The sequence below is a fragment of the Polaribacter sp. HL-MS24 genome (assembly GCF_032758595.1).
Lineage (GTDB): Bacteria > Bacteroidota > Bacteroidia > Flavobacteriales > Flavobacteriaceae > Polaribacter.
Genome location: NZ_CP136415.1, coordinates 978,087 through 1,001,805 on the forward strand (window position 1 = coordinate 978,087; position 23,719 = coordinate 1,001,805).

The window sequence follows — 23,719 nt, forward strand, 5'->3', positions numbered from 1 at the left end:
TTTCAAATATAATTAATTTCTAACAACTGAACTTATAGGTAAAGGAACATTAACTGTCGTTACTTTGAAAGAACCATTGTCTGTATAAAAAGTGAAATTATACTCTTTTATCATTTCTATTTGTATGATATTTTCAACCTTATTTAATTCTAATTTATAGCTTATAAATCTGCTTTGGATATCATCTATTTCAGTATTTGAAATAATGTAATGGAATAGCTTGTTTTGGGTTTGATTACTCATTATTATTTGTGTTTTAAAATGACGTTGTTTTACGTTGTTGTGTACGTACATCATTGTACGTTCATTCCTTTTTTAAGGAATTATGTTTTTCTGTTGAATTTCTGAAATAAAATTATTCCAATGCTCTGTGTTATGTTTATGTGTTTTCACACCTACTTCTTCCATATTTATAATGCTATAATATTGAAGTTTTAACTCTCTTCTTGCTCTTATGTTTTTAGGATGTAATTGATATGCTAATAATGGGACAACATCTTCAATACTCATTTGCTTATGCTTGGCTGTATAAAGACAAAGCAAGTATTTAGTCCTTTGATTTATTGTCATTTCATCTGCGTGTTTAATTTCTCTATAACCAGTCATATATGTAGACATTGGTCTTGTAAAAACTTTTAAAAACTTCACATCTAAAGCAATGTTTAATAACTCTTTTAAGGTTTTTGGATTATAGCCATATGTTTTAAAATGTTCCGTATTTTTAAGTGTAGTTTCAATTCTTATTAATTTCTCTAAATCGAAATATTTATTTTTTTCACATAGAACTTTACCTTGAATATCAATTAAAGGTTCATTTAAAGGTTTGAGAAGATGTTCTTTGTAAAAATCAGTGCTATTATATGTCAGTTCGATAGCTTTAGCATAATATTTAAGAAACTGTTTTTTTGTATATGACCTACCTACTTTATCTCTATGACCCCATTGGATACCAGTATTCTCTTTTTTTCTGTAAGGAATTACATTAATCTGCTTGTTTGGTTTAGTCAAATCATTACAAACAGATACTACTGAAGAAACTGTTCCTACATCTGTATCTAAATAATAATCAATACAAAAGTCAACATCTACAAATTCAGCATTTAAAAATACTTCTTTAGATATTTTTATTAATCCTTCCTCATTAATAAAATCAAAGCATTTTTGAATATTTAATTTATTTATTCCTTGAAAGTAATCCTCTTTCAGTAGCTTACTTGAAAAACCTATATGCAATAAACTTTCTCCTCCAAAAAAACTTCTAACAGCATAAGAACAAGAGATGATTGCTTCAGTATTAAAGTAATTTGTTTTAACGTGTTCATCTATTACTTCAAAATCGTCATTTATAGTTGTTAGCTTTCTAAAAAACTGACTATGCTCTGGATTAATTTCAACTTCAGATAAAGGAACACGTATTCTTAAACTGTCTATTTTCGGCTTATTTAATGGTATCATAAGAAGAGGGTGTAAACAAGTTCAATACATCTGATTTCTTAAATCGAACAGCAGTTTTTACTGTGTCTCCTTTAATCTTATAAGCTGAAAGTATGCCTTGACTAACTCTTCTATTTACTGTTGGGATTGAACACCTTAATAATTTTGATGTTTCTTCTTTGGTTAGGAATGTTTCCTCGTTTGATTTGGTTGATTTTTCTTTAACAACAATATCCATTAACTCTTGGAACTTGCTTTCTAAAGATTTCGTGGCTACTGATAAATCATTTGGTGTTACTACTTGAAATGTACTCATAATATTGATTTTGATTATGAGCATCTGGAATATAAAAATTCTCTTTATCTTTGAAGAACTAAATGTACCGACCAAAGTTATTTAGTAATCCTAAAGAGTGTTTCTTAATTGAGATGCTCTTTTTATGTTTGTGGACTATTCCACGTTTCTGATATTCAAAGTTATGTCATTGTGTATCTTTTTAAAAACACTACTTCTTAACAAATCCCACATAGTTCTTAACGTTTATAAACTTTTAATACTATTTTTTATTATTGATGTAATTTACAATCATCTGTAAATCAATTATTTAATTTTATAAAAAGCTGTAAACCCTTGAATTTACTGACTTTCTAAAAAGACGTCAATTTTCCTTTTCTTTTTCATACATATCAAACCAAATTTTATGGTTCATTTTAACTTCTTGAACATATCCTAAAAACTCTCTTTCAGATTTATGCCCAGATACTTTCATTATTTCTTGATTTGGTAACTTCCCAAAATAGTTAGTAATGAAACTTCTTCTAAACATATGGGATGAACAAAAGGTGTATTTTTTATCTTCTACCACTTTTACCCTCCAACCATTTGTAGTTTTAACAGATTTAGTAGATATAACAAGATTAGTCATTTCAGCTAATTCACATATTTCTTTCAAATATTTATCGAACTTCTGCAATGATATTTTATGAGGAAAATCCTTTAGTATTTCTTGAACTGGTGGTAGGATAGGTATATAGGCGAATGATTTGGTTTTCTGTTGTTGCTTTTTCAACAGCTTATTTTCAATGTCAAACTCATTCAAAGTTAAATTAAGCAAATCGCTTCCTCTAACAGCAGTATTAACACCAATGATTAACCATTTTCTTGCATTAATTAAACTGTCTTTTTTGAGGTTTAAATTATTGATAGCAGTCAATTCTTCATTTGTAAAAGTTACCTTATACACCCCCTCTTTCTTATTCTTTTCTGCTTTAGTTTCTCTTAATGGTTCTAAATCTCTAAAATCGTCTGGAACTTCATTGGGGTATTTCCTTTTTGCTTCTTTAAGGATAGTTTTTAAGAAACGTATTTTTCTATTCAGATTAGAAACACCAAAATCTTTTTCAAATTTTAAGAAATCTGTAAATTCATCAAATAGTTTAAATGTACAATCTGCTAATTCAATATTATCTCTGAAAGATTTTATAATGTTTTGAGATTGCCTATTGTCTTTAATTGTGTTAAATGCTCTCCCTAACTTTATTTGTTTTTCAATAAAATCAGTCATCTCATCATTTAGAAGATATCCGTTCTTTTTATTAGAATTAAAAAAACTATTAGCAGTTGCTGACAACCATTTTGTAGATGGTTCAAAATTTATTCTATTATAAAAATCATCTTCAATAAATTCGATACAGCTTTGAAGATTATATCTAATATCTTTTGATAACGCCTTTTCAATATTTTCTCCAGATTTTAATGAGTAATCTGTTTTAAACCAAATTCTTTTTTGCTTACCATTATGTGAATGATTTAAACGCAAATATACTGGCTCTTTAATTGAGTGTTTTTTCTGCTTTCTAAATCTGATATCAATCTTCATATAAACTTATTTAAGCAAATATAATGATTAGTACCTATTTTAGTACCTATTTTTTGATTTAATTTAAAGTATCACAAAATATCATATTATATAAAACCTTTTAAAACCCTACTGTTGTTGTATTATTTGAGTTTATATGATTTAACAAGAATAGATAGGTTAAACTCCCGCCTTGAGTACAAAAACCCTTGTTAATCAATTGATTTTCAAGGGTCTTTTATTTTCTTCAATTCTTTATGCACCATTTTCATACGATCAGATCTAACTAAAACTACTTACGATTGTTAATGAGTTGTATTTATTGCATTCTTTACGTCCGAAAAAAAGACTAAAAACCTCGACGCGTTTTACTTTTCTATACTCGCTGGGCAAAGTCTCCCAACAATGAGGCAGACAAAATGCAAAAATACGCTCCTACCAGTACTCGCTTAACAACGATTGCTGTCAGAAAACCAATCCACAGAAAATAACTATATTTACAATGCCATTGGGCAATTGATAGAAAATAAAGACGAAAACGTAAAATATGAATACAATGCCAGTGGCTTGGTAACTAAGGTATATTACAACAACAAATTGAAAGTCCAATTCTCATATAACGACAAAGGTTTTAGAGTACTAAAGAAAACCTATGCAACAGAGGGCACATCTGTAGAAAAAACCACCCATTATGTTCGCGATGTTTCAGGGAATACCATGGCTATTTACGAAAATAACCAACAAACTGAACTGCCTATTTACGGTGCCAGCCGTTTGGGTATTTACAAAAAACTTAGCAACACCAGTCTGTACCAATTGACAGACCATTTGGGCAATGTGCGTGCCGTCATTGCGAAAGATGCCTCAGGTAACGCCGCTGCCCTTACCCATGCTACAGACTATTATCCCGGCGGGATGGCGATGCCAGGAAGGCAAATTGTTGGTGGACAACCGTATAGATACAGTTTTCAAGGGCAAGAGAAGGATGCGGAGACTGGAAAAGTTGCCTTTCAATTACGATTATACGACTGTCGTATAAATAGATGGATGACTCCCGATCCTTACAAACAATATGCAAGTCCTTATATGGCAATGGGAAACAGCCCTATAAATAGAATAGACCCCGATGGTGGAACAGATTGTCCGCCAGGTGAAACTTGTGGGGGTAGTCATGTAAATCAATTAGACGAAATTGTTATTGGGGGTAGTGATTTTTCTATGCCTGATTTTGATAGTGACCTTATGATAGGATTTAATTTTCTTAATTCTAGTATATCAGTAGGAGTTGGAGCTCGTTTAAGTAGCATGGATTATTCTAATTTAATGAAAACACCATCGGGTTCTTTTTCGACTACTTATAATGGCGGTAGTGTGTCTTGGAACAATAATTTTAGAGGAAATAGTGCTGTCTCTGGAGATTTTGTAAAACAAGCAAAACTCGATTTTGCAAATAATTTAAGTAAGGGTAGAAATTTAACCAAAATAAAGGGAGTTGCTAATGGATTAGGTTATGGTTTAACTGCTGTATCTGTTGTCTTAGATTCAAGGGATTATATGTCAGGAGAAATAAGTGTCCATAGGTTTAGTTACAGAACAGGTGTTAATGGCTCTTCATTTGCGGCAGGTTATTTTTTAGGAGCAGGGCCTTGGTCTTATCATAGGAACTGCTGGAATGGCTGCTGAAGAAGGGTACGGTGTTTTGGTAGACCCTAAAGGGCCTGTTTGGAGTAACTTTGGTTCTTGGATACCAACAGATGCAGGTAGTATAATGAGAGGGTTTGGAGGGTGGTAGCAGGAAATAATAAAATATATAAAAACTTACCTTATAAAAAGATATATCTTTTTAGGTTTTTATTCATCATGTTATCCATAGCTACTGGATTAACCATTTATTTAGTATATACAACACCATTAGATATACTTTATAAAGTTCTCTATGTTTTAATAACTTGGACATTGGTTGGTTATTTAGGCCCAATGCTTATTTTATATTTTAACTATCGTAGTTATAATAAGAATACGATTTTTCAAATATCTAGTAATGCAATTATTTATGAGGATGCTTTAAAAAAGAGGGAGTTTACATTTGAAGAGATAGCTTATATAGAGTTTAATTTGTCTTATCCACTTTATGATAATCGATGGCGTTTATTTTTTTGGGATGAATACTATTATGCAGTAATTAAATTGAAAAATAGAGAAAGATTAATTGTAACTTGCTTATTATTTAACGAGCTAAAGCAAAGAATTCCTGTGAGTTTGATAAGAAAAAGAAGAAGGGTTTTTCCTCTTGTCCAAATTGAAGAAAGAGTAAACCTCAAAAATGAACTTGTCAATAAGAGTATTGAACTAGAAAAAAAAGTAAAAAGCTTTATGAAAAAATTTGAAAACAAATCTAAATTAGAGTTAGAGGGTATTGTAAAATCTAAAAATAAGTATCAATTAGAAGCTACTCAAGCAGCAGAGAATTTATTAAAGCTATTGGAAAAACCTGATAGCGCGGATATATAATCCAGCTCCCGATAGTTTGTAACTAGTGGCGTATCGAGTAAGAAACAAAACAGAAACACGATAGTAGGAGTTATTGTCTTTACTTCTAAACAAGTTAGAGATAAGTTAAGAATAATAGGTGCCTTTGTTATTTGGGTATGTAGTGGGTTTAAAAAAAAGTATTCTGATTTTTTTCTCCAAACACATATGCTGTCTTAGTAGGTATTGTTACGATTTTTGCGATGGTTTGGATAGTGTATGGCGTTTTTAGGTAGTAGAATTTTTGATATTAAAATATTGGATATAAGTTTTATTAAAATTTTAATATTTAGCCCTGATAGTGGGTATAAAACCAAATGGGGAAGATTTTGGGCTTGGGTTGGAAGTGGTTTTAAAGGGAGTTTTACTAACAGTGATAATCCAGGAACACCATGGCATAAGTATGGAATTGTAAGAGAAATAGATGATGGGTTATCTTTTGATTTTGGGTTAAATAATGGTGGTCATAAAGAATTAATAGATTATGGTTACCAAGTAAATAATGTTAATTATTTTAATAATGGCTATGGGTTTATGAGGGAATTTAAACCAAATAAAGCCGGGCAATGGAAAGAATCGGATAATATTTTGAAAAATTTTGCGTATAATTTTGCAAATGATTTATCTGTGACTGCTCAAACACTTAATCCATTTGATAAACAAGTTACTAATTTGGATGGCTCTGGTTTAATGGGCCAACAGGGAACAGATGCTCTTGTCGGTACTATATCAACAGTTGTTCCTTTCGGTAAAGGGGCTAAAGGACTAGGGTATGTAAAAAAGATAAATGCTTCAAAGTTTTCGTCAATATTTAAAGGAAATTTAAGTAAACTAAATCCAAAAACTAGGGGTTTAATAAACAAAACAGTTATAAATAATGGTATAATTAAGAGTATTAACTCAAAGATATCAGGAGGAGGAATATTGTTGGAAGTAAAGAATATTCATTCAAGTAATCATTAAGATTTTATGAATATTTTATTTGATATAATATTTAGACGTATACTGGTAAGAGTATTGGGTCTTTACACCAGATATTTTTTTTTTAAAGCATTAAGAATAAATAAAAATATTAATTACTTATCAGGAGATAAAAAAGAAGAAGATTTTTATTCTCAAGATTTTTTAAATGCTCTCGTAGGTATTGTTGTATTTCTTATTTTAATCCTAACAATATTTTTTGTAGTTCCGTAATTGGTTCCCCCGCTAGCGCGAGCGTCCCACTCGTGACAATAAAAGTAAAAAAAAGGGTAAAGAGATTAAAAAGAAAAGAACAAAATATAAAAGAGTAGAAACTATAAATTTCCCCTTATGGACAATATCACTCACCTTATATGGCTATGGATAATCGTTGGAATATGTCTATGGATCCAACAGGAGGTTGTACTGATGCAGACGGAAACGCTTGTGTAAGACCAGAGTTTGGAAGTACGGTATTGGATGGTGGTGGAAATTCTTGGTCTCATGATGGTGAATCTTGGAATTTAGAAACACCAATGGTAACATACAAACCTTACATAGAAATAAGAATACAGAAGATATCAATGGTGTACTCTCCAATACAATGGATTCCTTAACGTATCACTATAAAACAGGCAAACCCAATCAGTTAAAAAGAGTAAGTGATGCCGTTACTACTCCTACAAATGCCAATGACATTAAAAACCAATCCACAGAAAATAACTATATTTACAATGCAAGTGGCTTAAAGTTGTGTATTGTTTTGTGCATCTTTAAACATTGGACCAAGCATATCTAAAATCCTGTCTTAGTAGGCGGGATTTATTTTTTGTAGGAATTCAACACGGTATAGCATTTTTTAATCCTTTAGTAATACAGTAGGTGGGTATGGAAATTGATGTAAATTTGGTACTTTTACAGTATTATATTAGAGGTCATCAATATACAGCAAAAAGAAACGAATGAATACAATGGATTCTTATTGTAAACGAAGACGTCTTAAGCAAAGTAAGTGCTATTAAAAAAAACTGTAGCTGATGGAATTGTAGCTTATTTTACAAAAGGAGAACCTTTTACTAAAAAACAATATGTTAAGCATATTCATGGTATCAGGGAAAGTGTGCATAATGGAGCAAAGACCTACACTACAGAAGAAGTTAGAGAATACGTTTTAAACAGTAAAAGAACATAAGTATTGAAAGTAATTTGGACAGAGAAATCATAAAGAAGCACTTTTAGATTTTTTTAGCTATATATTCAAGAAAATGAAAGCACCCATTTCTTAAAACAAAAAAACAATTCACCAATGAAAAAAATTATTTGGAGCATTCTATTCCTCAGCTTCTTCAGTACTTCCGCACAAAACAGCACAACCACCAATTCTTCTATTTACGATATTAAAATTGAAGGCATTGATGGTGAGATTATTGATTTGCATCAATACAAAGGAAAAAAAATAATGTTTGTCAATGTGGCTTCAGAATGTGGTTTTACCTATCAGTACGACGGTCTACAAGAACTCTATGACAAGTACAAAGAACAATTGGTCGTAATCGGTTTGCCATGCAATCAGTTTGGAGGTCAAGAACCGGGGAGCACCCAAGAAATTCAAACATTTTGTCGCTTAAACTATGGAGTCAATTTTCCATTGACTGAAAAAATAAAGGTAAAAGGAAAACAACAACATGAACTCTATCAGTGGTTGACAATGAAGCAGAAAAACGGAAAAAGAAATTCTTCTGTAAAATGGAATTTTCAAAAGTATTTGATTGACGAAAATGGGGCATTGATGGATGTTTTTTATTCAATGACCAAACCAATGAGTGCAAAAATCACCAAATTAATTGAACTCCACTAACCAATTGATGCCATTCATTGTAAGCACTTAAGTGACAAAGTACATCAAACAATTTTCTAAAAAATCTTTTATTAAATTCGCAGCAGATAATCGCTTATTCCCAGAAGGATTCCATGAAATCAAAAAGGCTCCATTTTATAGACGCGATGCGTGCATTTGCAATTCTGATGATGCTGCAAGGCCATTTTATTCAACTTAGTTTCAAAAACTTCAAGGAACTCTCTCTTATTAAAAAAACCACTGGAACCTCAGGATCTGTTTTTTTTGATGGGTGGTATTTTATGAAAGGCATCACTGCACCCTTGTTTTTTTTCGTTACAGGTCTGGTATTTGTGTTTTTACTCTTGCAAACACATCAGTCGGGAAAAAAGAATCCTCGTATTAGAAAAGGAATCATTCGAAGTTGTGAACTCATCTTTTGGGGCTATTTGCTACAGCTAAATATGCGCTATTTCTTTAGTACCTTTTATAGCAAAACTCCAATTATCTATGCATTCCATGTATTGCAATGCATTGGTGTCAGTTTGCTGTTAATTATTGGGTTGTACCTTCTGTTCAAAGCTGTAAAAAAAATTCCTTTAGGGCTTTATTACTTAGGGGGAGGGATTGTCATTTTTGCGATCTATAAAAAATTAAACCTCCTAGAAGCCTTTCCTGAAAACGGCCCTCAACTCCTTCAAAATATGTTTAGGGGCCCTCATGCAATTTTTCCAATAGTCCCATGGTCAGGGTTTGTCTTATTTGGAGGGCTGTTTGGTGTAATTGTTCACTATTTTAAAGAGCGCATAAAAAGCATTCCTTTTAGCATTGTCTTGTTGAGCTGTGTTTTTATATTAAAACACCTCACCAATAGCTATGGGGCTGTATGGCTGTACAATCGATTGGCGGAAATACTCCTGATCACATTTATTTTTATCCAACTCGAAGGTTGGTTTACACACAAATGGAAATTGTTTTTAGAAGTAGGCCAAAAAACCCTGTTTGTATACCTATGGCATACCATTGTATTGTATGGTGGAATTGTTGGTTTGGGCCTACACAACCTGATCAAAGAAAAACTTACTGCTTATCAAGCAATTGCTGGAGCTGTGCTCTTTGTAGCCTTCTTTATTTTCTTTTCCAAACTGAGCCCCTTTTCTGATGCCCTAAAAGCGAAGGTATTTGTCTTTTTGAGAATTACTGAAAAATAAGACCTCTGCTGTGTTTCATTTAAGAAACACAACAGAAATTCTATTTCATTTTAATGAGGCAAGCGATCTTTGAGGACTCCATATAAAAAAGTACCTACCACCGAAGCAGCGATTACCACAAGAATTGGGACATACCCCACTCCTACCAAAGTAAACATAGGCCCTGGACAAGCTCCTGCCAATGCCCAACCCAATCCAAAAATAATTCCTCCAAATAAATAGCGTTGAAAACTCTTTTGTTTTGGGACAAAGTTGATTTTTTCTCCAAAGAAGGATTTGATTTGGAATCGTTTGATCAATTGAATGAGCACAACTCCCAAGAATACTGAAGAGCCTATGATTCCATACATGTGAAATGATTCAAATCTAAACATTTCATAGATCCGAAACCAAGAGGCTGCCTCCGATTTAAACATAGTAATTCCAAAAATAATTCCGATAAATAAATAGATAATTGTTCTCATGACTTAAAATAGAATAGGGAAAATTAGGTAAATCATTGTAAGGCCTCCGATAAAAAAACCGATTACTGCGATCAGTGAAGGTCCTTGTAAATTGCTCAATCCAGAGATGGCATGACCCGAAGTACAACCACCTGCATAGCGTGCTCCAAAACCAACCAATAAACCTCCAATTGCTAAGAGCAAAACATTTTTGACATCCAACAAAGCACTCATACCAAACATCTCGGTTGGAAGATATGCTGTTCCAGCACTTTCAAATCCAAGAGCTTTTAACTCTGAAATGGTATTGGGATGCAATACAACTGCACTATCTAGGCTTAGAAAATGAGATCCAATAAAACCGCCAATAATAGCTCCGAGTACAACGACTAAATTCCATTTTTGGGATTTCCAATCAAACTTAAAAAAATCTGCCGTATTCCCTGCACCACAGATCGTACACAAGGTGCGCAAGTTTGAAGACATTCCAAAGTTTTTTCCTACCATTAAGAGTAGCAACATAATAAAAGTAATCATTGGGCCTGCTACATACCAAGGCCATGGTTCATATATCCAGTTCATGTGTGTGGGGTTTAAGATGCAAAAAAACAACAATGATTGTCAACGGTTGGTAACCAATGTTACATTGGAAAAAAATTTTTCTTACGAGTTCATTCTGTTTCCTAAAAAACTGCACAAAGGATTGTCCATGGATAACTAGATCCATTGCAATTCTAAAAGCGTTCGTTGTGCATTGGGAAAATTAAGAGGGTTCTACTCAAAATTAGCTATCCAATACCTTTGTAACATTTGTTACAGTATTTTAGATGGATTCCCCCTATTTTTAACATTCTTAAAATTCTATCTATCCATGAAAAGAAGAAACTTTGTTAAGAAAGTCACACTGAGTTCACTTGCAACCTTAATTGGTGCCGAAATTGTTTTTGGGGCTACCATGCCCAAAGCATACGTTCCAATTGCACTGCAAGAAACAGATCCTTTTAAGCAATTTCTAAAAGATAAAGAAATGGTGATTCTGAACAACAAACCATGGAATATTGAAGCAAAAGCACATCTGTTAGACGATAAAATCACTCCAAACAGGAACATGTTTGTCCGAAACAATGGGTTACTTCCTACAGATCTTCAAGAAGATCAATGGACACTTACCATCGATGGAGAATCGGTTGAGCAACAAAAAACATATACCCTTTCAGAATTAAAGTCAAAATTCAAACACCATACATATCAATTAACACTTGAATGTGGAGGAAATGGAAGAAGTGAATTCAACCCTCCTGCAAAAGGAAATCAATGGACTATCGGTGCCGTTCATTGTGCCGAATGGACAGGAATTCGGTTAAAAGATCTTTTGGAAGATGTTGGTATTGAAAAGGATGCGGTTTATATTGGGTATCATTCTGCCGATACACACCTGAGTGGAGACCCAAGTAAAGAGCCTATTTCTAGAGGGGCTCCTATGGAAAAAGCATTGCAAGAAGAAACTCTTTTGGCTTTTAAAATGAACGGGGAAGACATTCCTTTGGCACATGGTTATCCTTTGCGATTGGTGGCAGGAGGATGGCCAGCATCAGTTTCTGGAAAGTGGGTCAACAGGATTAGTGTCCGAAATAAAGAACATGACGGAAGCAAAATGAAAGGCACTGCCTACAGAGTTCCTAAATTTCCTGTAGCACCTTTATGAAAAAGTGAAAGATGAAGACATGAAGATCATTGAATCGATGCCTGTTAAATCGTTAATTACGTCCCCTAAATCTGGAGGAATCCTAAAAAAAGGAAAAAGCATCGAAATCCGTGGACATGCATGGGCAGGAGAACTAGAGGTAACTAAAATGGAATATTCAATCGATTTTGGATCTAACTGGAGCAGCTGTAATATTGAGTCCCCTGTCAACCGGTTGGCGTGGCAACATTTTTCTACCAACATCGCCTTTCCAATCAAAGGATATTATGAAGTTTGGGCTAGAGCTACCGACAGTCAAGGAAATGCACAACCTATGATTTTACCAGGGTGGAACCCGAAAGGATACCTTAACAATGCCTGTCATCGAATCGCCATAAAAGTGATCTAATGAAGCACACTCCTGAATATCATAAAAAAATTAAAAAAGCAGAAAGAACTGCTAATGGAGCGCTTCTATTTTCAGGTATCGCCTCCATTTTATTGCTATTCTTGGTCTATGATCCTAGCTTTTCAACTTTCAAAAAAGAGAACACTGCCGTTTCTTATAGCGCTATTGAAATAGATGAAGATGCTATTGAAAATGGAATTCATATACGGACTGGTTTTGTCGACGCCGAAGGCTTGATGACGGTAGTAAACAATTGTACCAACTGTCATTCGGCAAAACTCGTCATTCAAAATAGAATGAATAGAGCGCGTTGGGAGGCAACCATACAATGGATGCAGGAAACACAAAACCTATGGGATTTGGGAGGTAACAAAGAAATTATTGTCAATTATTTAGTCACCAACTACCCTCCAATAGACAAAGGGAGGCGAGAAAATTTAACAAACATTGAATGGTATGAAGTTACAAATTAGTGTCATTTTTTTAGTGCTCGCTTTTGCCTCTTGTCAAGACAATACAAAGAAAACAATTGCTGCTACTATCAATTCTCCAGAAATCAATTATTTAATTGAAGTCGCCGACTTTTCAAAAATTGCAAAAGAGCCAAACATTACAATTTTGGATTTTAGGAAATCAGAATCTTATCAAAAAGAACATCTTGAAGGTGCAATAAACATCTGGAGAACGGACCTAGAAAATCCTTCTTTTCCCTACGGTGGAATGATGGCGCCAGCCGCTCAAATAGAAAAATTATTTAGTCGCTTAGGGATTAAAAACGGAAACACTTTGGTCATTTATGACGACAACGGACTGTGTGATTCGGCTCGGTTGTGGTGGGTTCTTCAGAATTACGATTATACAAACGTAAAGCTCTTACATGGTGGTATTGAAGCCTGGAAAGCACACAAAGGCAGTGTAACCAAAGACACAATTGCCGTTTTAAAATCGGACTTTAAATTGCCCAAAAACCCTTCCATGAAATACACGCTTTCCAAAGAGGAAATGCTTGCTGCAATTGATCAGAAAACCATCATTTTAGACACAAGATCTGTCGATGAATATTCTGGAAAACGACATAAAAAAGGAGCATTTAAAGGAGGTCGAATTCCGAAAAGTAAATTTGTAGATTGGGCAAATGCAATCGATTATCACGGAGGCAAAAAAATAAAACCCTTGAAAGAATTGGAATCTATATACACAAAACACCTTCCTTCTGTAAACGACACCATTTTTGTCTATTGTCATAGTGGAGTTCGCTCTGCACACACTACCTTTGTACTCACACAATTATTACAGTACAAAAATGTAAAAAATTACGACGGATCATGGATCGAATGGAGTTCTATGAACGAGTACCCATTTGAAAAAGACAGTATCACAACTATAATCAACTAAAGATGAATACCTATCTAGACGCATTTTTAAATGCATTTCGCGGAAACGTAAATTGGACTTTAAAATCAATTCTCTTTGAAGTACCCTGGTACACCAACTACTTTTGGGGACTCGTAGTAATTTCGCTCTTTGTATGGGGCTTAGAAATGGCCTTTCCATGGCGAAAAGAACAATCGGTTTTTAGAAAAGATTTTTGGATGGATGGCTTTTATATGTTCTTCAATTTCTTTGTCTTCTCTATTGCTATTAGTGGATTTTACAGACTGTTGCAAGTAGGCTTTGCCGATTTGGGGATTAATAATCAAAGTTTTGCTCTCATAGATCCGTCAGCATTACCCATGTGGGCGCAATTGCTCATTTTCTTTGTCGTACTCGATTTTGTACAATGGTTTACCCATACCTTATTGCACAAGTATCCCTTCTTTTGGAAGTTTCACAAAGTACATCACAGTGTGAAAGAAATGGGATTTGCTGCCCATTTGCGATACCACTGGATGGAAAATATCCTATACAAACCCTTAAAAACCTTTGGGGTACTAATTTTGTTTGGAATGGAACCACAACAGGCCTATATAGTGCATTTTATAGCCATTACCATCGGGCATTTCAATCACTCAAATATCAAGATTACTTGGGGGCCTCTAAAATACCTTCTGAACAACCCTGTCATGCACTTATATCACCATGCGTCGGAATTGCCTGAAGGAAAATATGGAGTAAATTTTGGAATCAGTTTAAGCCTTTGGGACTATCTTTTCAATACCCATTACATCCCAGAATCCAGTGGACAAGTTCCCCTTGGATTTCAGGAGATCAAACATTTCCAACCGATTTTATCGGCCAAAATGTATATGGATTTAAAAAAGAGTAGGGCGAATTCTAGAAAGCGTCAAATGCTATTTTTCAGAAGCGAAAACAGCTTAGTCTGAAAATACAAAAACTACTTTGAAATTTTTCCAATCGCACAACTTACAAAAGAAGCGGCTTTGGAAACGACTGTGTTTTTTGCTCCCACAATAGGGTATCCTAATTGGTGAAGGGTATTTATTACAAGTACTCGCTCGTCATCATTGGTATAGTTAAAATGCACCAGTGCCTTTTCAACATCAACTTCAACCTCCTCAACCCCAGTTAACGCAGAAATTTTGGTACTGATTGTATGGGCGCAACCTCCGCATTTTAGATTTTGAATGGCTAGACTTGTTTTCATTTTGGATGGTTTTTTTTCCAGGACTTGTAGCCTCCTGTAAAATCATAAATTTTTGTGAAACCATTTTTAAAAAGCACTTTGCTTGCACTTCGACTCCGACCCCCTGAATGACAATAAATGTACACGGGCTGTTCTTTGTCTAAAGATTCAATTTGCTTTAAAAAAGCGGCTGTTTCTAAAAAATTCATTTGAATTGCCGCTTCAATAAACCCTGCATTGTATTCTGCATCGGTTCTTAAATCTATCAGCTGAACCTTTTTCCCAAGGATATGGGTTCTAAATTCTTTGTATTCTAAAGGAATTATACCCTCCCCTTGCTGAGAAAAACAAGAAAATGACATCCATAAGACAAGTAATACTCCTGTTATTTTCATCATTTGATTCATTATTAGATCCCTATGGACGAACTTTCGCTGCATCCCATGCAAGCATTCCTCCCATCAAATTGACCGTGTTGTTGAAACCTAAAGCTTCCATCATTTGACAGGCATGTGCGCTTCTATTTCCACTTCTACAATATACAAAAAAGGTTTTAGATTTGTCAAGTTTCATGACTTCACGCTGAAAGAAATCGGGTTGAAAAAAATCAAACATCAACGCATTTTCCACAATTCCAGAAGCACATTCTTCCGCTGTTCTGACATCAATAATGACTGCATTGGGATCTTTAGCAACCTCAGTTCTCCAATCTTCTTGTGTTAAGTTTTTCATCTTTTTTTAATTTTTATAATGTCGATGGACAAACGTATTCTGAAACAGAAATTTCAGCCTCTTTCAGTTTGGCAAAACCTCCCGAAATATCAATAAAATTGTGAATCCCTCTGCTTTTTAAAATCGAAGCGGCAATCATAGAACGATAGCCTCCTGCACAATGCACAAAAAAGGTTTCTTCTGTTGAAAAATCGGTTAAGTGGTTATTTATATAATCTAACGGAGTATTCTTCGCCCCGATAACGTGCTCTGACAAGTATTCTCCTTCTTTTCGAACGTCAAATACAGGAATATTTTCGCTTTCGCTTAAGGATTTAAAAGTCTTTGCAGAAACAGAACTTACCGTATCATATTCTTTCGACGCTTGTTTCCAAGCGTTAAAACCTCCTTTTAGAAATCCTAAGGTCTGATCGAAACCAACACGAGATAAACGGGTAATAGCTTCTTCTTCTTTTCCTTCTTCAGTGACCAATAGAATGGGTTGTTGTACATCTGCAATTAAGGCTCCTACCCAAGGAGCAAAACCACCATCCAATCCAATAAAAATTGAACGTGGAATGTGTCCTTTTGCAAAAGCGTCTTGATGACGAACATCTAAAACGACCGCTTCTGTTTCGTTTGCTGCAGCTTCAAATGCTTCCGGAGAGAGTCCTTGTGCACTTCGTTCCAAAACATCTGCAAAATCGTCGTATCCCTCTTTATTCATTTTTACATTTAAAGGGAAATATTGTGGTGGTGGTGTCAAACCTTCTGTAACTTCTTCGATAAACTCTTCTTTTGTCATATCGGCACGCAAAGCATAATTGGTTTCCTTTTGATTTCCCAAAGTATCTACCGTTTCCTTACTTAAATTTTTCCCACAAGAAGAACCCGCTCCATGCGCCGGATATACAATAACATCGTCTGACAACGGCATTATTTTATTTCGCAAACTATCAAATAAATAGCCTGCCAAGTCTTCTTCTGTAATACTTCCTGCTTTTTGCGCCAAATCTGGACGCCCAACATCTCCCAAAAACAAGGTATCACCACTAAAAATTGCATGATCTTTTCCGTTTTCATCTTTTAAAAGAAAAACAGAACTTTCCATGGTGTGCCCTAGTGTGTGTAGTACTGTTATGGTAATTGCTCCCAGTTGAAATACTTGTCCATCTGTAGCAATAATTGCATCAAAGCTCGTTTCTGCATTGGGTCCATAAACAATTGGTGCACCCGTCTTTTTAGAGAGGGTAACATGTCCACTCACAAAATCTGCATGGAAATGTGTTTCAAAAATATATTTAATTGTTGAATTGCTGTCTGCTGCTTTTTCAATATAGGATTTTACCTCTCTTAAAGGATCTATAATCGCTACTTCTCCTTCACTTTCAATATAATAAGCTCCCTGCGCTAAACAACCTGTGTATATTTGTTCTATTTTCATTTTATATTCTTTTATTTTTTCAAAATTACGACTTATTTGAGCCCTCCACAGTAACATATGTTACACAGATCTCAAAAAGTTTTCTGTTTGTTCTGCTATTTTTGTTGATATCTCATTTTTATTATAACGACCGTCATAAGAATCTTCGGCTTCGTGGGTTCTTAAAAATAAGTTCTCTTTTCCTAACACCTCAATAATTCCGCTTTTGAACACAATATCTCTTGTAGGACCTACCGTTCCAGAAAGCATCATTTGAATGTTCTTTGATTTTAAATCTTCAATGATTTTGATCAATACATAAACACCACTACTATCGATATAACTGATAGACTCTGTATTTAGGATGACCAGTTTTAATTCATTACCTTTTTTTTCGATGTGTTTGTATAGCTGTTTTTTAAAGAAATCCTTATTCCCAAAAAACAATTGAGCATCCAATCGGATTGCTAAAATATCTTTTCGGTCTTCGACCACTCCCGAAAAACGGAGAATGTTTTTATAATAATCGGTATTTTTCACTCTCGCGATCACGGCAATATGAGGAACCGAAACTCGATAGACCATAAGCAGCAAAGAGAGCAAAACTCCTGCTAATATCCCTTCCTTTATTCCAATAATCAGTGTTACTAGAAAGGTAATGATAAGAAGTCCAAATTCATCTTTTCTGTGTTTAAATAAAGAGACCGCATAAGAGGTGTCGATCAAGCCAAAAACTGCAACCATAATGATTGCTGCCAATACAGCGTTGGGTAAGTAGTAAAACAAGGGGGTTAAAAATAGTAAGGTCAATCCAACCACAAGTGCGCTAATGAGTGGTGCAATTCCTGTTTTTGCTCCTGCTTGATCATTGACTGCTGTTCTTGAAAAACCCCCTGTGGTTGGATAGGATTGAAAGAGTGACCCAATAATGTTTGAAGTCCCCAAAGCAATGAGCTCTTGATTGGCATCGACTTCATAATCGCTGTGTTTTTCTTCAATGGCTTTGGCAACCGAAATGGCCTCCATAAAAGCAATTAGTGCCAAGGTTAGCGCAATGGGTGTCAATTCAGAAATTCGATCAAAAGGAACTTCGGGAGCTTGAAAAGAAGGGAGTCCGCTAGGTACTTCCCCTACAATTTGAACGCCTACTTCATACCATTCAAAAAAGTACACCACAGTAACCCCAAGGACCACCAGAACCAAAGCGGCTGGGAACCGTTTGTTGTATTTGCTGTTTAATTTTTTGATGACTTGAATTAGCACAATAGAAAAGAGTCCAATGCAAAGGGCATATCCATTTGTCAAGCGAATCTGATCAAATGCATTGGCTATTAATTTATGTACCTGATTGCTTCTGATGATTTCGATCCCTAACAAATGCTTTAACTGACTTAGTCCAATGATAATAGCAGCCCCAGAGGTAAATCCACTAATGACTGGTTTTGATAAAAAATTGACTAAAAACCCCATTCTTAAAACCCCTAAGAGCAGTTGAATTCCACCCATAAAGAGTGCTAAAAAAATCGCCATTGCCATGTATTCATCGATTCCTGACAAAGACAAAGCGCCCAATCCAGCGGCAACCAAAAGAGAGTCCATCGCAACAGGCCCCACAGCCAATTGTCTAGAGGTCCCCATAAAGGCGTATATAATTTGGGGAATTAAAGAAGCATACAATCCAAAAACAGGAGGCAGCCCAGCAATCATTGCATAGGCCATCCCTTGGGGAATTAACATAATTCCTACGGTAAGCCCTGCTGTTACATCACCAACAAAATAGGATTTCTTATAGGTAGGCAGCCATTGAAAAATAGGCAGTATATTTTTTAACATTCGATATTTTTCACAAAAGTAGTGGGGGAATATTTCTTCCGCAGTAACAATGGTTACATTCAGCTTACATATTTTTAATCAGAATATGATTTCTGTGCAGTTCTATGATGCCTAGATTTTCGAGCTTTTTTAACAATCTTGAAATCACCACTCTAGAAGTATGGAGTTCATAGGCAATTTCTTGATGCGTACTGTGGATGGTTTGATCCTCTGAAATTCTTGCTTTTTCTTTTAGATACTTTAAAAGCCGTTCATCCATTTTTAAAAATGCAATGCTATCGATGGTGGTAAACATTTCATTGAGTCGGTTGTGGTAACTTTCAAATACAAAATTTCTCCAACTTTTATATTTTCCAGCCCATTCTTCCATTTTTTGAATTGGAATCATAATGAATCTTGCATCGGTTTCTGCGATTGCTCTAATCTCACTTTTTGTATGTCCAATACAACAAGCTAAAGTCATGGCACATGTATCTCCTTTTTCAAGAAAATAGAGTAGAAGTTCATCCCCATCATTGTCTTCTCTTAAAATTTTAATGGCGCCTGAAACCAATAATGGCATCGAACGAACATAGTCTCCTATTTCCATCATTTTAAACCCTTCGGAAACATCCTTATAGGTTCCAACTTGATTAATTTCGTTTAGAAGTGCCTCTTCAAAAAGATGACCAAAGTTATTTTTGAGTTCCTGAATCATAGTTGACAAAAATATTTATCCATATTATTTTAGAAAATGCTAGTAATAAGGGTGCTAATAAAATTAAGCTAACGACCATTGAAATTACGGTAGAAAGATACGTTAAATTTGGTAAGAAGATTATTTTTAAAATCCACAAAACAATAAAAAGACCCACTCCCAAGCCATAGGAAACATAATAGGAACCTTGATAAAACCCAGGTTCGACAGCATATTTTAGATCACACTGTTCGCAAGATTCTTTAACCTCTCCCATTTTTTTCAAATTATAGGGATGTCCTTTAAAGAAATTTCCTTTTTGACATTGAGGACATTTCATTCGAACAATACTCCTAAACTTTGACCCTTTTCCAAACATAATTTGTATCAATTTTCAACAAAAATACGTGCCTTTAGAATTCTTTCAAGTAACAAATGTTACACAATAAAAGAGACTGAATCTCCCAAAAAAATGGCATCAAAGATTCGAAAATCATTTCTACAAAAGAGTTCTTCTTTTTTAATATCTTTGAATTTCTTGTTAAAACAAATCGAAAAATGGAAGACTTTATCCTTTATTTTAAAATGGGACTGTATCATGTGTTGGATTTTGCCGCCTATGATCACATTCTTTTTCTAATTGTGTTAGCGGTTGTTTTTACGATTGAACAATGGAAAAAAGTCTTGTGGCTGGTTACTCTTTTCACCATTGGACATTCAGTAACACTAGCGCTCTCTGCATACGGAGTTTTAAAAGTAAACATCCAACTCGTCGAGTTTTTAATCCCAGTGACCATTTTTGTAACCGGATGCTTCAATGTTTTTACAGCTAAAAAAACCTCGACTGAGAAAGTAAATACCAATCTTGTTTTTGCACTCTTTTTTGGATTGATTCATGGTTTAGGATTTTCCAATTACTTTAAAATGATGATTGGAAAAGAAGAGGATAAATTAGCTCCATTGATCGAATTTGCATTGGGAATTGAAGCAGCACAAATTAGTATTGTTTTTGGAATTTTAATCCTTGGAAGTTTTCTTCAGTATATTACCAAAGTTACCAAAAGAGACTGGATATTGGTCTGTTCTTCTATTGTAATTGGATTTTCATTGCAAATGATGATTGCAAGGGTATTTTGGTAATTCAAAAAACTCGAATAACAAAACCTCCCATTAAATCTCAAATTTTGTCAAATTATTAAGCCCTTTATTCTACAAATATTTTTACTTTCGTTCTTATGACAGAAAAAAAGCAATTAAAATACGATACTGCTTATTTAAAAATGGCAAACGAATGGGGAAAACTATCTCATTGTAAACGCAAACAAGTAGGTGCGTTAATTGTAAAAGACCGAATGATTATTTCTGATGGATTTAACGGAACTCCTACGGGTTTTGAAAACTGTTGCGAAGACGAAGAGGGACTCACTAAATGGGAGGTCTTGCATGCAGAAGCAAATGCCATTTTAAAAGTAGCCTCCTCTACGCAATCTGCAAAAAATGCCACCTTATACATTACCCTTTCGCCCTGTACTCAATGTAGTAAACTGATCCATAAGGCAGGAATAAAAAGAGTGGTCTATGCCAATGCATACAGAGATCGATCGGGTCTTGACTTTTTAGAAAAAGCAGGAGTACTAACATTGCACTTGCCTTATGAATAAAAACAACCTTCCTATTTATTTTGCGATTGCCGTCATTTTTGGAATCCTTATCGGTTCTTTTTTTAGCGGAAGTTCGACTGCACTCAGCGCCTTTTCTTCAAATTCTAAAAATGAAATCAAAATAAAAAAACTGCTCGACTACATTCAACGGGATTATGTAGATACTGTAAATACTGACAAGTTATTAGATGATGCCATTGCACAAATGTTGAACAAATTAGATCCGCATTCTGTCTATATTCCAAAAGAAAACTTACAGGCAATCACAGAAAACATGCAAGGAAATTTTGTGGGAATTGGGGTACAGTTTCGAATGATTAAAGATTCCGTTACCGTAATTCAGCCCATCAAAGGAGGTCCAAGTATAAAAGCTGGAATTCTGGCCGGCGATCGAATTTTAGTCGCAAACAACGATACTCTTTACGGAAAAAATATCCGAAGTAGCAACATTCCAAAATTCTTAAAAGGAAATCCTAACACGAAAGTGACCCTTCAGATTTACAGAAAAAGAAATGATTCTCTTTTTAATGTTGAAATTACTCGAGGAAAAGTAAATATCAAAAGTGTCGATTTGGCATACATGATCAACGATTCTGTGGGCTATATCAAACTCGATCGTTTTGCGAGAAATACTTACCGAGAGTTTAAAACCTCTTTACAAGAATTAAAAACCAATGGAATGACCGATTTGATTATAGATCTTAGAGGAAATGGCGGTGGTTTTATAGACATCGCAAATCAAATTGTGGATGAATTTTTAGAAGATGGAAAAAAAATTGTCTTTACTAAAAACAACAAAAATGAAATTAATGAGTCTTTTGCTACCGAAGAAGGAATCTTTGAAAACGGAGGGCTGTATGTCCTTATCGATGAGAATTCTGCTTCCGCTTCAGAAATTGTAGCGGGTGCTTTGCAAGATAATGACAAAGGAACTATCATTGGGCGTCGTTCTTTTGGAAAAGGGCTGGTACAACAAGAAATGGACTTAGGTGATGGCTCAGCAGTTCGGTTGACCATTGCGCGCTATTATACCCCTACAGGAAGATCAATTCAAAAACCCTATACAAAAAACGGTGATGAAAATTATTTTTCAAATTTTCAGGAACGTGTTTATAGCGGAGAACTTACGAATAAAGACAGTATTCCTGTAATAGATTCGTTGCAATACATCACACCAAAAGGAAAAATTGTCTACGGTGGCGGAGGTATTATTCCAGATGTTTTTGTTGGAATTGACACAACTTCATACCTCAATAACTTTTACTTTACCGCCATTACCAATTTTGCTTTTGAGTATGTAGACACCCATCGAAAAGAAGTTTCTGAAAAATGGACTTTAGATCAATTTAGCACTGATTTTGACACAGATGAACAAATTTTGAATGCTTTTTTTACCCAAAACAAAGAATTCATGCCTGCTGCTAAAGACAAAGAAACGATTAAGAAATTCTTAACTGCAACCATTGCAAACGCTATTTTTGGGGATGTTGGATTTTATAAAATTCAACACAAAGACGATCCGATGATTCAAAAAGTATTGGAGTTGGAAAATCATCAAGAATAACCTTTCTTTGTACTAATGATTACCATTTCAACCTCAGCAACCAAAAAAGTGTATTTTGCCTCAGATCAGCATTTAGGGGCACCAACACCCGAAGCCAGTTTTGTGCGTGAAAAAAAATTCCTTCTTTGGCTTGACACTATAAAAGAAGATGCAGAAGTACTTTTTTTATTGGGCGATTTATTCGATTTCTGGTTTGAATATAAAACCGTGGTCCCTAAAGGGTTTGTACGAATTTTAGGGAAATTAGCAGAAATTCGAGATCGTGGAATTCCAATTTATTTTTTTGTAGGAAATCACGACTTGTGGATGCATGACTATTTCGAAAAAGAACTATCGATACCGGTATTTCATGCTCCCCAAGAATTTTTAATCAATAATAAAAAGTTTCTTATTGGGCATGGAGATGGTTTGGGCCCTTATGACAAGGGGTATAAGCGCATGAAAAAAGTGTTTACCTTTCCGTTGTTTAAATGGTTATTTCGTTGGTTGCACCCAGATATTGGAATTCGATTGGGGCAGTATTTATCTGTAAAAAACAAATTGATTTCTGGAGAAGAAGATGCCAAATTTTTAGGGGAAGAAAATGAGTGGTTAGTTCAATACTGCAAAAGAAAACTCACCCAACAGCACTACGATTATTTTGTCTTTGGACACAGACACCTGCCCTTAAAGATCTCCTTACAAGAAAACTCAACCTATATCAATCTGGGCGATTGGATTCAGTATTATACATATGGAGAGTTTGAAAATGGATTTTTATTAAATAAACACTCGATCTAAAGAGGCAGTATTTCTCTAAATGTCCTGTTTTTTAAATCCCTTTTTATTCTTTTCAAAGCTCTTACTAAAAAGGTTTTTAGCAATTAAGATCCATTTGCATAAAAGTTTCAAAAACATTAGA

The 23,719-nt window shown here is 34.6% G+C and carries 26 protein-coding genes and 2 pseudogenes; 15 read left to right on the forward strand and 13 right to left on the reverse strand.

Annotation, left to right across the window (positions count from 1 at the left end):
* Positions 1-12: 12 nt before the first annotated feature.
* From RRF69_RS04660 to RRF69_RS04675, 4 genes are all read right to left on the reverse strand, one after another.
* Positions 13-243: a hypothetical protein gene (locus tag RRF69_RS04660; protein ID WP_316940795.1), complete on the reverse strand. Its 231-nt coding sequence runs from the start codon at positions 241-243 to the stop codon at positions 13-15.
* 72 nt (positions 244-315) lie between these two features.
* The gene (locus RRF69_RS04665; protein ID WP_316940796.1) at positions 316-1,455 is read right to left on the reverse strand and encodes a hypothetical protein; all 1,140 of its coding nucleotides are present in this window, start codon (positions 1,453-1,455) and stop codon (positions 316-318) included.
* Complete coding sequence (locus RRF69_RS04670; RefSeq protein WP_316940797.1) at positions 1,439-1,750, reverse strand: helix-turn-helix domain-containing protein; 312 nt, start codon at positions 1,748-1,750, stop codon at positions 1,439-1,441. Before RRF69_RS04670 ends, RRF69_RS04665 begins: the two co-directional genes overlap by 17 nt.
* A 343-nt stretch (positions 1,751-2,093) precedes the next feature.
* Positions 2,094-3,314, reverse strand: a complete 1,221-nt coding sequence (locus tag RRF69_RS04675; protein ID WP_316940798.1) for a tyrosine-type recombinase/integrase — start codon at positions 3,312-3,314, stop codon at positions 2,094-2,096.
* 438 nt (positions 3,315-3,752) lie between these two features.
* On the opposite strand from RRF69_RS04675, the gene RRF69_RS04680 reads away from it, so the two are divergent.
* The 7 genes from RRF69_RS04680 to RRF69_RS04710 all read left to right on the forward strand — a co-directional run bounded on the left by RRF69_RS04680 (position 3,753) and on the right by RRF69_RS04710 (position 9,830).
* Entirely contained in the window at positions 3,753-4,976 is a 1,224-nt protein-coding gene (locus RRF69_RS04680) for an RHS repeat-associated core domain-containing protein (RefSeq protein ID WP_316940799.1), read from the forward strand.
* 102 nt (positions 4,977-5,078) lie between these two features.
* Positions 5,079-5,804 (forward strand): hypothetical protein, encoded by a 726-nt coding sequence (locus RRF69_RS04685; RefSeq protein ID WP_316940801.1) that lies wholly within the window; start codon positions 5,079-5,081, stop codon positions 5,802-5,804.
* Between the two features lie 237 nt (positions 5,805-6,041).
* A complete protein-coding gene (locus RRF69_RS04690; protein WP_316940802.1) occupies positions 6,042-6,785 on the forward strand; it encodes a hypothetical protein in 744 nt (247 codons plus the stop codon).
* 371 nt (positions 6,786-7,156) lie between these two features.
* A complete protein-coding gene (locus RRF69_RS04695) occupies positions 7,157-7,399 on the forward strand; it encodes a hypothetical protein (protein WP_316940804.1) in 243 nt (80 codons plus the stop codon).
* Complete coding sequence (locus RRF69_RS04700; RefSeq protein ID WP_316940805.1) at positions 7,387-7,581, forward strand: hypothetical protein; 195 nt, start codon at positions 7,387-7,389, stop codon at positions 7,579-7,581. The genes RRF69_RS04695 and RRF69_RS04700 overlap by 13 nt, the downstream gene beginning before the upstream one ends.
* A gap of 507 nt (positions 7,582-8,088) precedes the next feature.
* Positions 8,089-8,640 carry a glutathione peroxidase gene (locus RRF69_RS04705; RefSeq protein WP_316940806.1) on the forward strand — a complete coding sequence of 184 codons (552 nt, stop codon included), beginning with the start codon at positions 8,089-8,091 and terminating at the stop codon, positions 8,638-8,640.
* A 113-nt stretch (positions 8,641-8,753) separates the two neighbouring features.
* Entirely contained in the window at positions 8,754-9,830 is a 1,077-nt protein-coding gene (locus RRF69_RS04710) for a heparan-alpha-glucosaminide N-acetyltransferase domain-containing protein (protein ID WP_316940807.1), read from the forward strand.
* A 50-nt stretch (positions 9,831-9,880) separates the two neighbouring features.
* Here the strand turns inward: RRF69_RS04710 and RRF69_RS04715 are convergent, their stop codons facing one another.
* Together RRF69_RS04715 and RRF69_RS04720 are read right to left on the reverse strand one after the other, a co-directional pair.
* The gene (locus tag RRF69_RS04715) at positions 9,881-10,294 is read right to left on the reverse strand and encodes a DUF6691 family protein (protein WP_316940808.1); all 414 of its coding nucleotides are present in this window, start codon (positions 10,292-10,294) and stop codon (positions 9,881-9,883) included.
* Positions 10,295-10,297: 3 nt separating this feature from the next.
* On the reverse strand, positions 10,298-10,855 hold the full coding sequence (locus RRF69_RS04720) for a YeeE/YedE family protein (RefSeq protein WP_316940809.1): 558 nt from the start codon (positions 10,853-10,855) through the stop codon (positions 10,298-10,300).
* Positions 10,856-11,144: 289 nt separating this feature from the next.
* On the opposite strand from RRF69_RS04720, the pseudogene RRF69_RS04725 reads away from it, so the two are divergent.
* From RRF69_RS04725 to RRF69_RS04740, 4 genes and pseudogenes are all read left to right on the forward strand, one after another.
* Positions 11,145-12,366, forward strand: a pseudogene (locus tag RRF69_RS04725) (sulfite oxidase).
* Positions 12,366-12,839: a monoheme cytochrome C gene (locus RRF69_RS04730; RefSeq protein ID WP_316940811.1), complete on the forward strand. Its 474-nt coding sequence runs from the start codon at positions 12,366-12,368 to the stop codon at positions 12,837-12,839. Before RRF69_RS04725 ends, RRF69_RS04730 begins: the two are co-directional and overlap by 1 nt.
* Positions 12,823-13,761: a sulfurtransferase gene (locus RRF69_RS04735; RefSeq protein WP_316940813.1), complete on the forward strand. Its 939-nt coding sequence runs from the start codon at positions 12,823-12,825 to the stop codon at positions 13,759-13,761. Before RRF69_RS04730 ends, RRF69_RS04735 begins: the two co-directional genes overlap by 17 nt.
* Positions 13,762-13,763: 2 nt before the next feature.
* Positions 13,764-14,632 (forward strand): annotated as a pseudogene (locus RRF69_RS04740) (sterol desaturase family protein).
* A gap of 69 nt (positions 14,633-14,701) precedes the next feature.
* Here RRF69_RS04740 and RRF69_RS04745 read toward each other — a convergent pair.
* From RRF69_RS04745 to RRF69_RS04775, 7 genes are all read right to left on the reverse strand, one after another.
* Complete coding sequence (locus tag RRF69_RS04745; protein ID WP_316940814.1) at positions 14,702-14,971, reverse strand: cation transporter; 270 nt, start codon at positions 14,969-14,971, stop codon at positions 14,702-14,704.
* The gene (locus tag RRF69_RS04750; protein WP_316940815.1) at positions 14,968-15,348 is read right to left on the reverse strand and encodes a rhodanese-like domain-containing protein; all 381 of its coding nucleotides are present in this window, start codon (positions 15,346-15,348) and stop codon (positions 14,968-14,970) included. The genes RRF69_RS04745 and RRF69_RS04750 overlap by 4 nt, the downstream gene beginning before the upstream one ends.
* Positions 15,349-15,367: 19 nt before the next feature.
* On the reverse strand, positions 15,368-15,682 hold the full coding sequence (locus tag RRF69_RS04755) for a rhodanese-like domain-containing protein (RefSeq protein ID WP_316940816.1): 315 nt from the start codon (positions 15,680-15,682) through the stop codon (positions 15,368-15,370).
* A 13-nt stretch (positions 15,683-15,695) separates the two neighbouring features.
* Entirely contained in the window at positions 15,696-17,105 is a 1,410-nt protein-coding gene (locus RRF69_RS04760; RefSeq protein WP_316940818.1) for an MBL fold metallo-hydrolase, read from the reverse strand.
* A gap of 60 nt (positions 17,106-17,165) precedes the next feature.
* Positions 17,166-18,917 carry a sulfate permease gene (locus tag RRF69_RS04765; RefSeq protein WP_316940819.1) on the reverse strand — a complete coding sequence of 584 codons (1,752 nt, stop codon included), beginning with the start codon at positions 18,915-18,917 and terminating at the stop codon, positions 17,166-17,168.
* A 64-nt stretch (positions 18,918-18,981) separates the two neighbouring features.
* Positions 18,982-19,614, reverse strand: coding sequence for a Crp/Fnr family transcriptional regulator (locus RRF69_RS04770; RefSeq protein WP_316940820.1), 633 nt, complete (start codon positions 19,612-19,614; stop codon positions 18,982-18,984).
* The gene (locus RRF69_RS04775; protein ID WP_316940821.1) at positions 19,592-19,984 is read right to left on the reverse strand and encodes a DUF983 domain-containing protein; all 393 of its coding nucleotides are present in this window, start codon (positions 19,982-19,984) and stop codon (positions 19,592-19,594) included. The genes RRF69_RS04770 and RRF69_RS04775 overlap by 23 nt, the downstream gene beginning before the upstream one ends.
* Positions 19,985-20,151: 167 nt before the next feature.
* Between RRF69_RS04775 and RRF69_RS04780 the strand changes: the two genes are divergently transcribed.
* The 4 genes from RRF69_RS04780 (at position 20,152) to RRF69_RS04795 (ending at position 23,598) form a co-directional block, all read left to right on the forward strand.
* Positions 20,152-20,733, forward strand: coding sequence for a HupE/UreJ family protein (locus tag RRF69_RS04780; RefSeq protein ID WP_316940823.1), 582 nt, complete (start codon positions 20,152-20,154; stop codon positions 20,731-20,733).
* 95 nt (positions 20,734-20,828) lie between these two features.
* Positions 20,829-21,254 (forward strand): dCMP deaminase family protein, encoded by a 426-nt coding sequence (locus RRF69_RS04785; RefSeq protein ID WP_316940824.1) that lies wholly within the window; start codon positions 20,829-20,831, stop codon positions 21,252-21,254.
* A complete protein-coding gene (locus RRF69_RS04790; protein ID WP_316940826.1) occupies positions 21,247-22,818 on the forward strand; it encodes a S41 family peptidase in 1,572 nt (523 codons plus the stop codon). Before RRF69_RS04785 ends, RRF69_RS04790 begins: the two co-directional genes overlap by 8 nt.
* A 15-nt stretch (positions 22,819-22,833) precedes the next feature.
* Positions 22,834-23,598: a UDP-2,3-diacylglucosamine diphosphatase gene (locus RRF69_RS04795; RefSeq protein WP_316940829.1), complete on the forward strand. Its 765-nt coding sequence runs from the start codon at positions 22,834-22,836 to the stop codon at positions 23,596-23,598.
* The last annotated feature ends 121 nt before the right edge of the window (positions 23,599-23,719 follow it).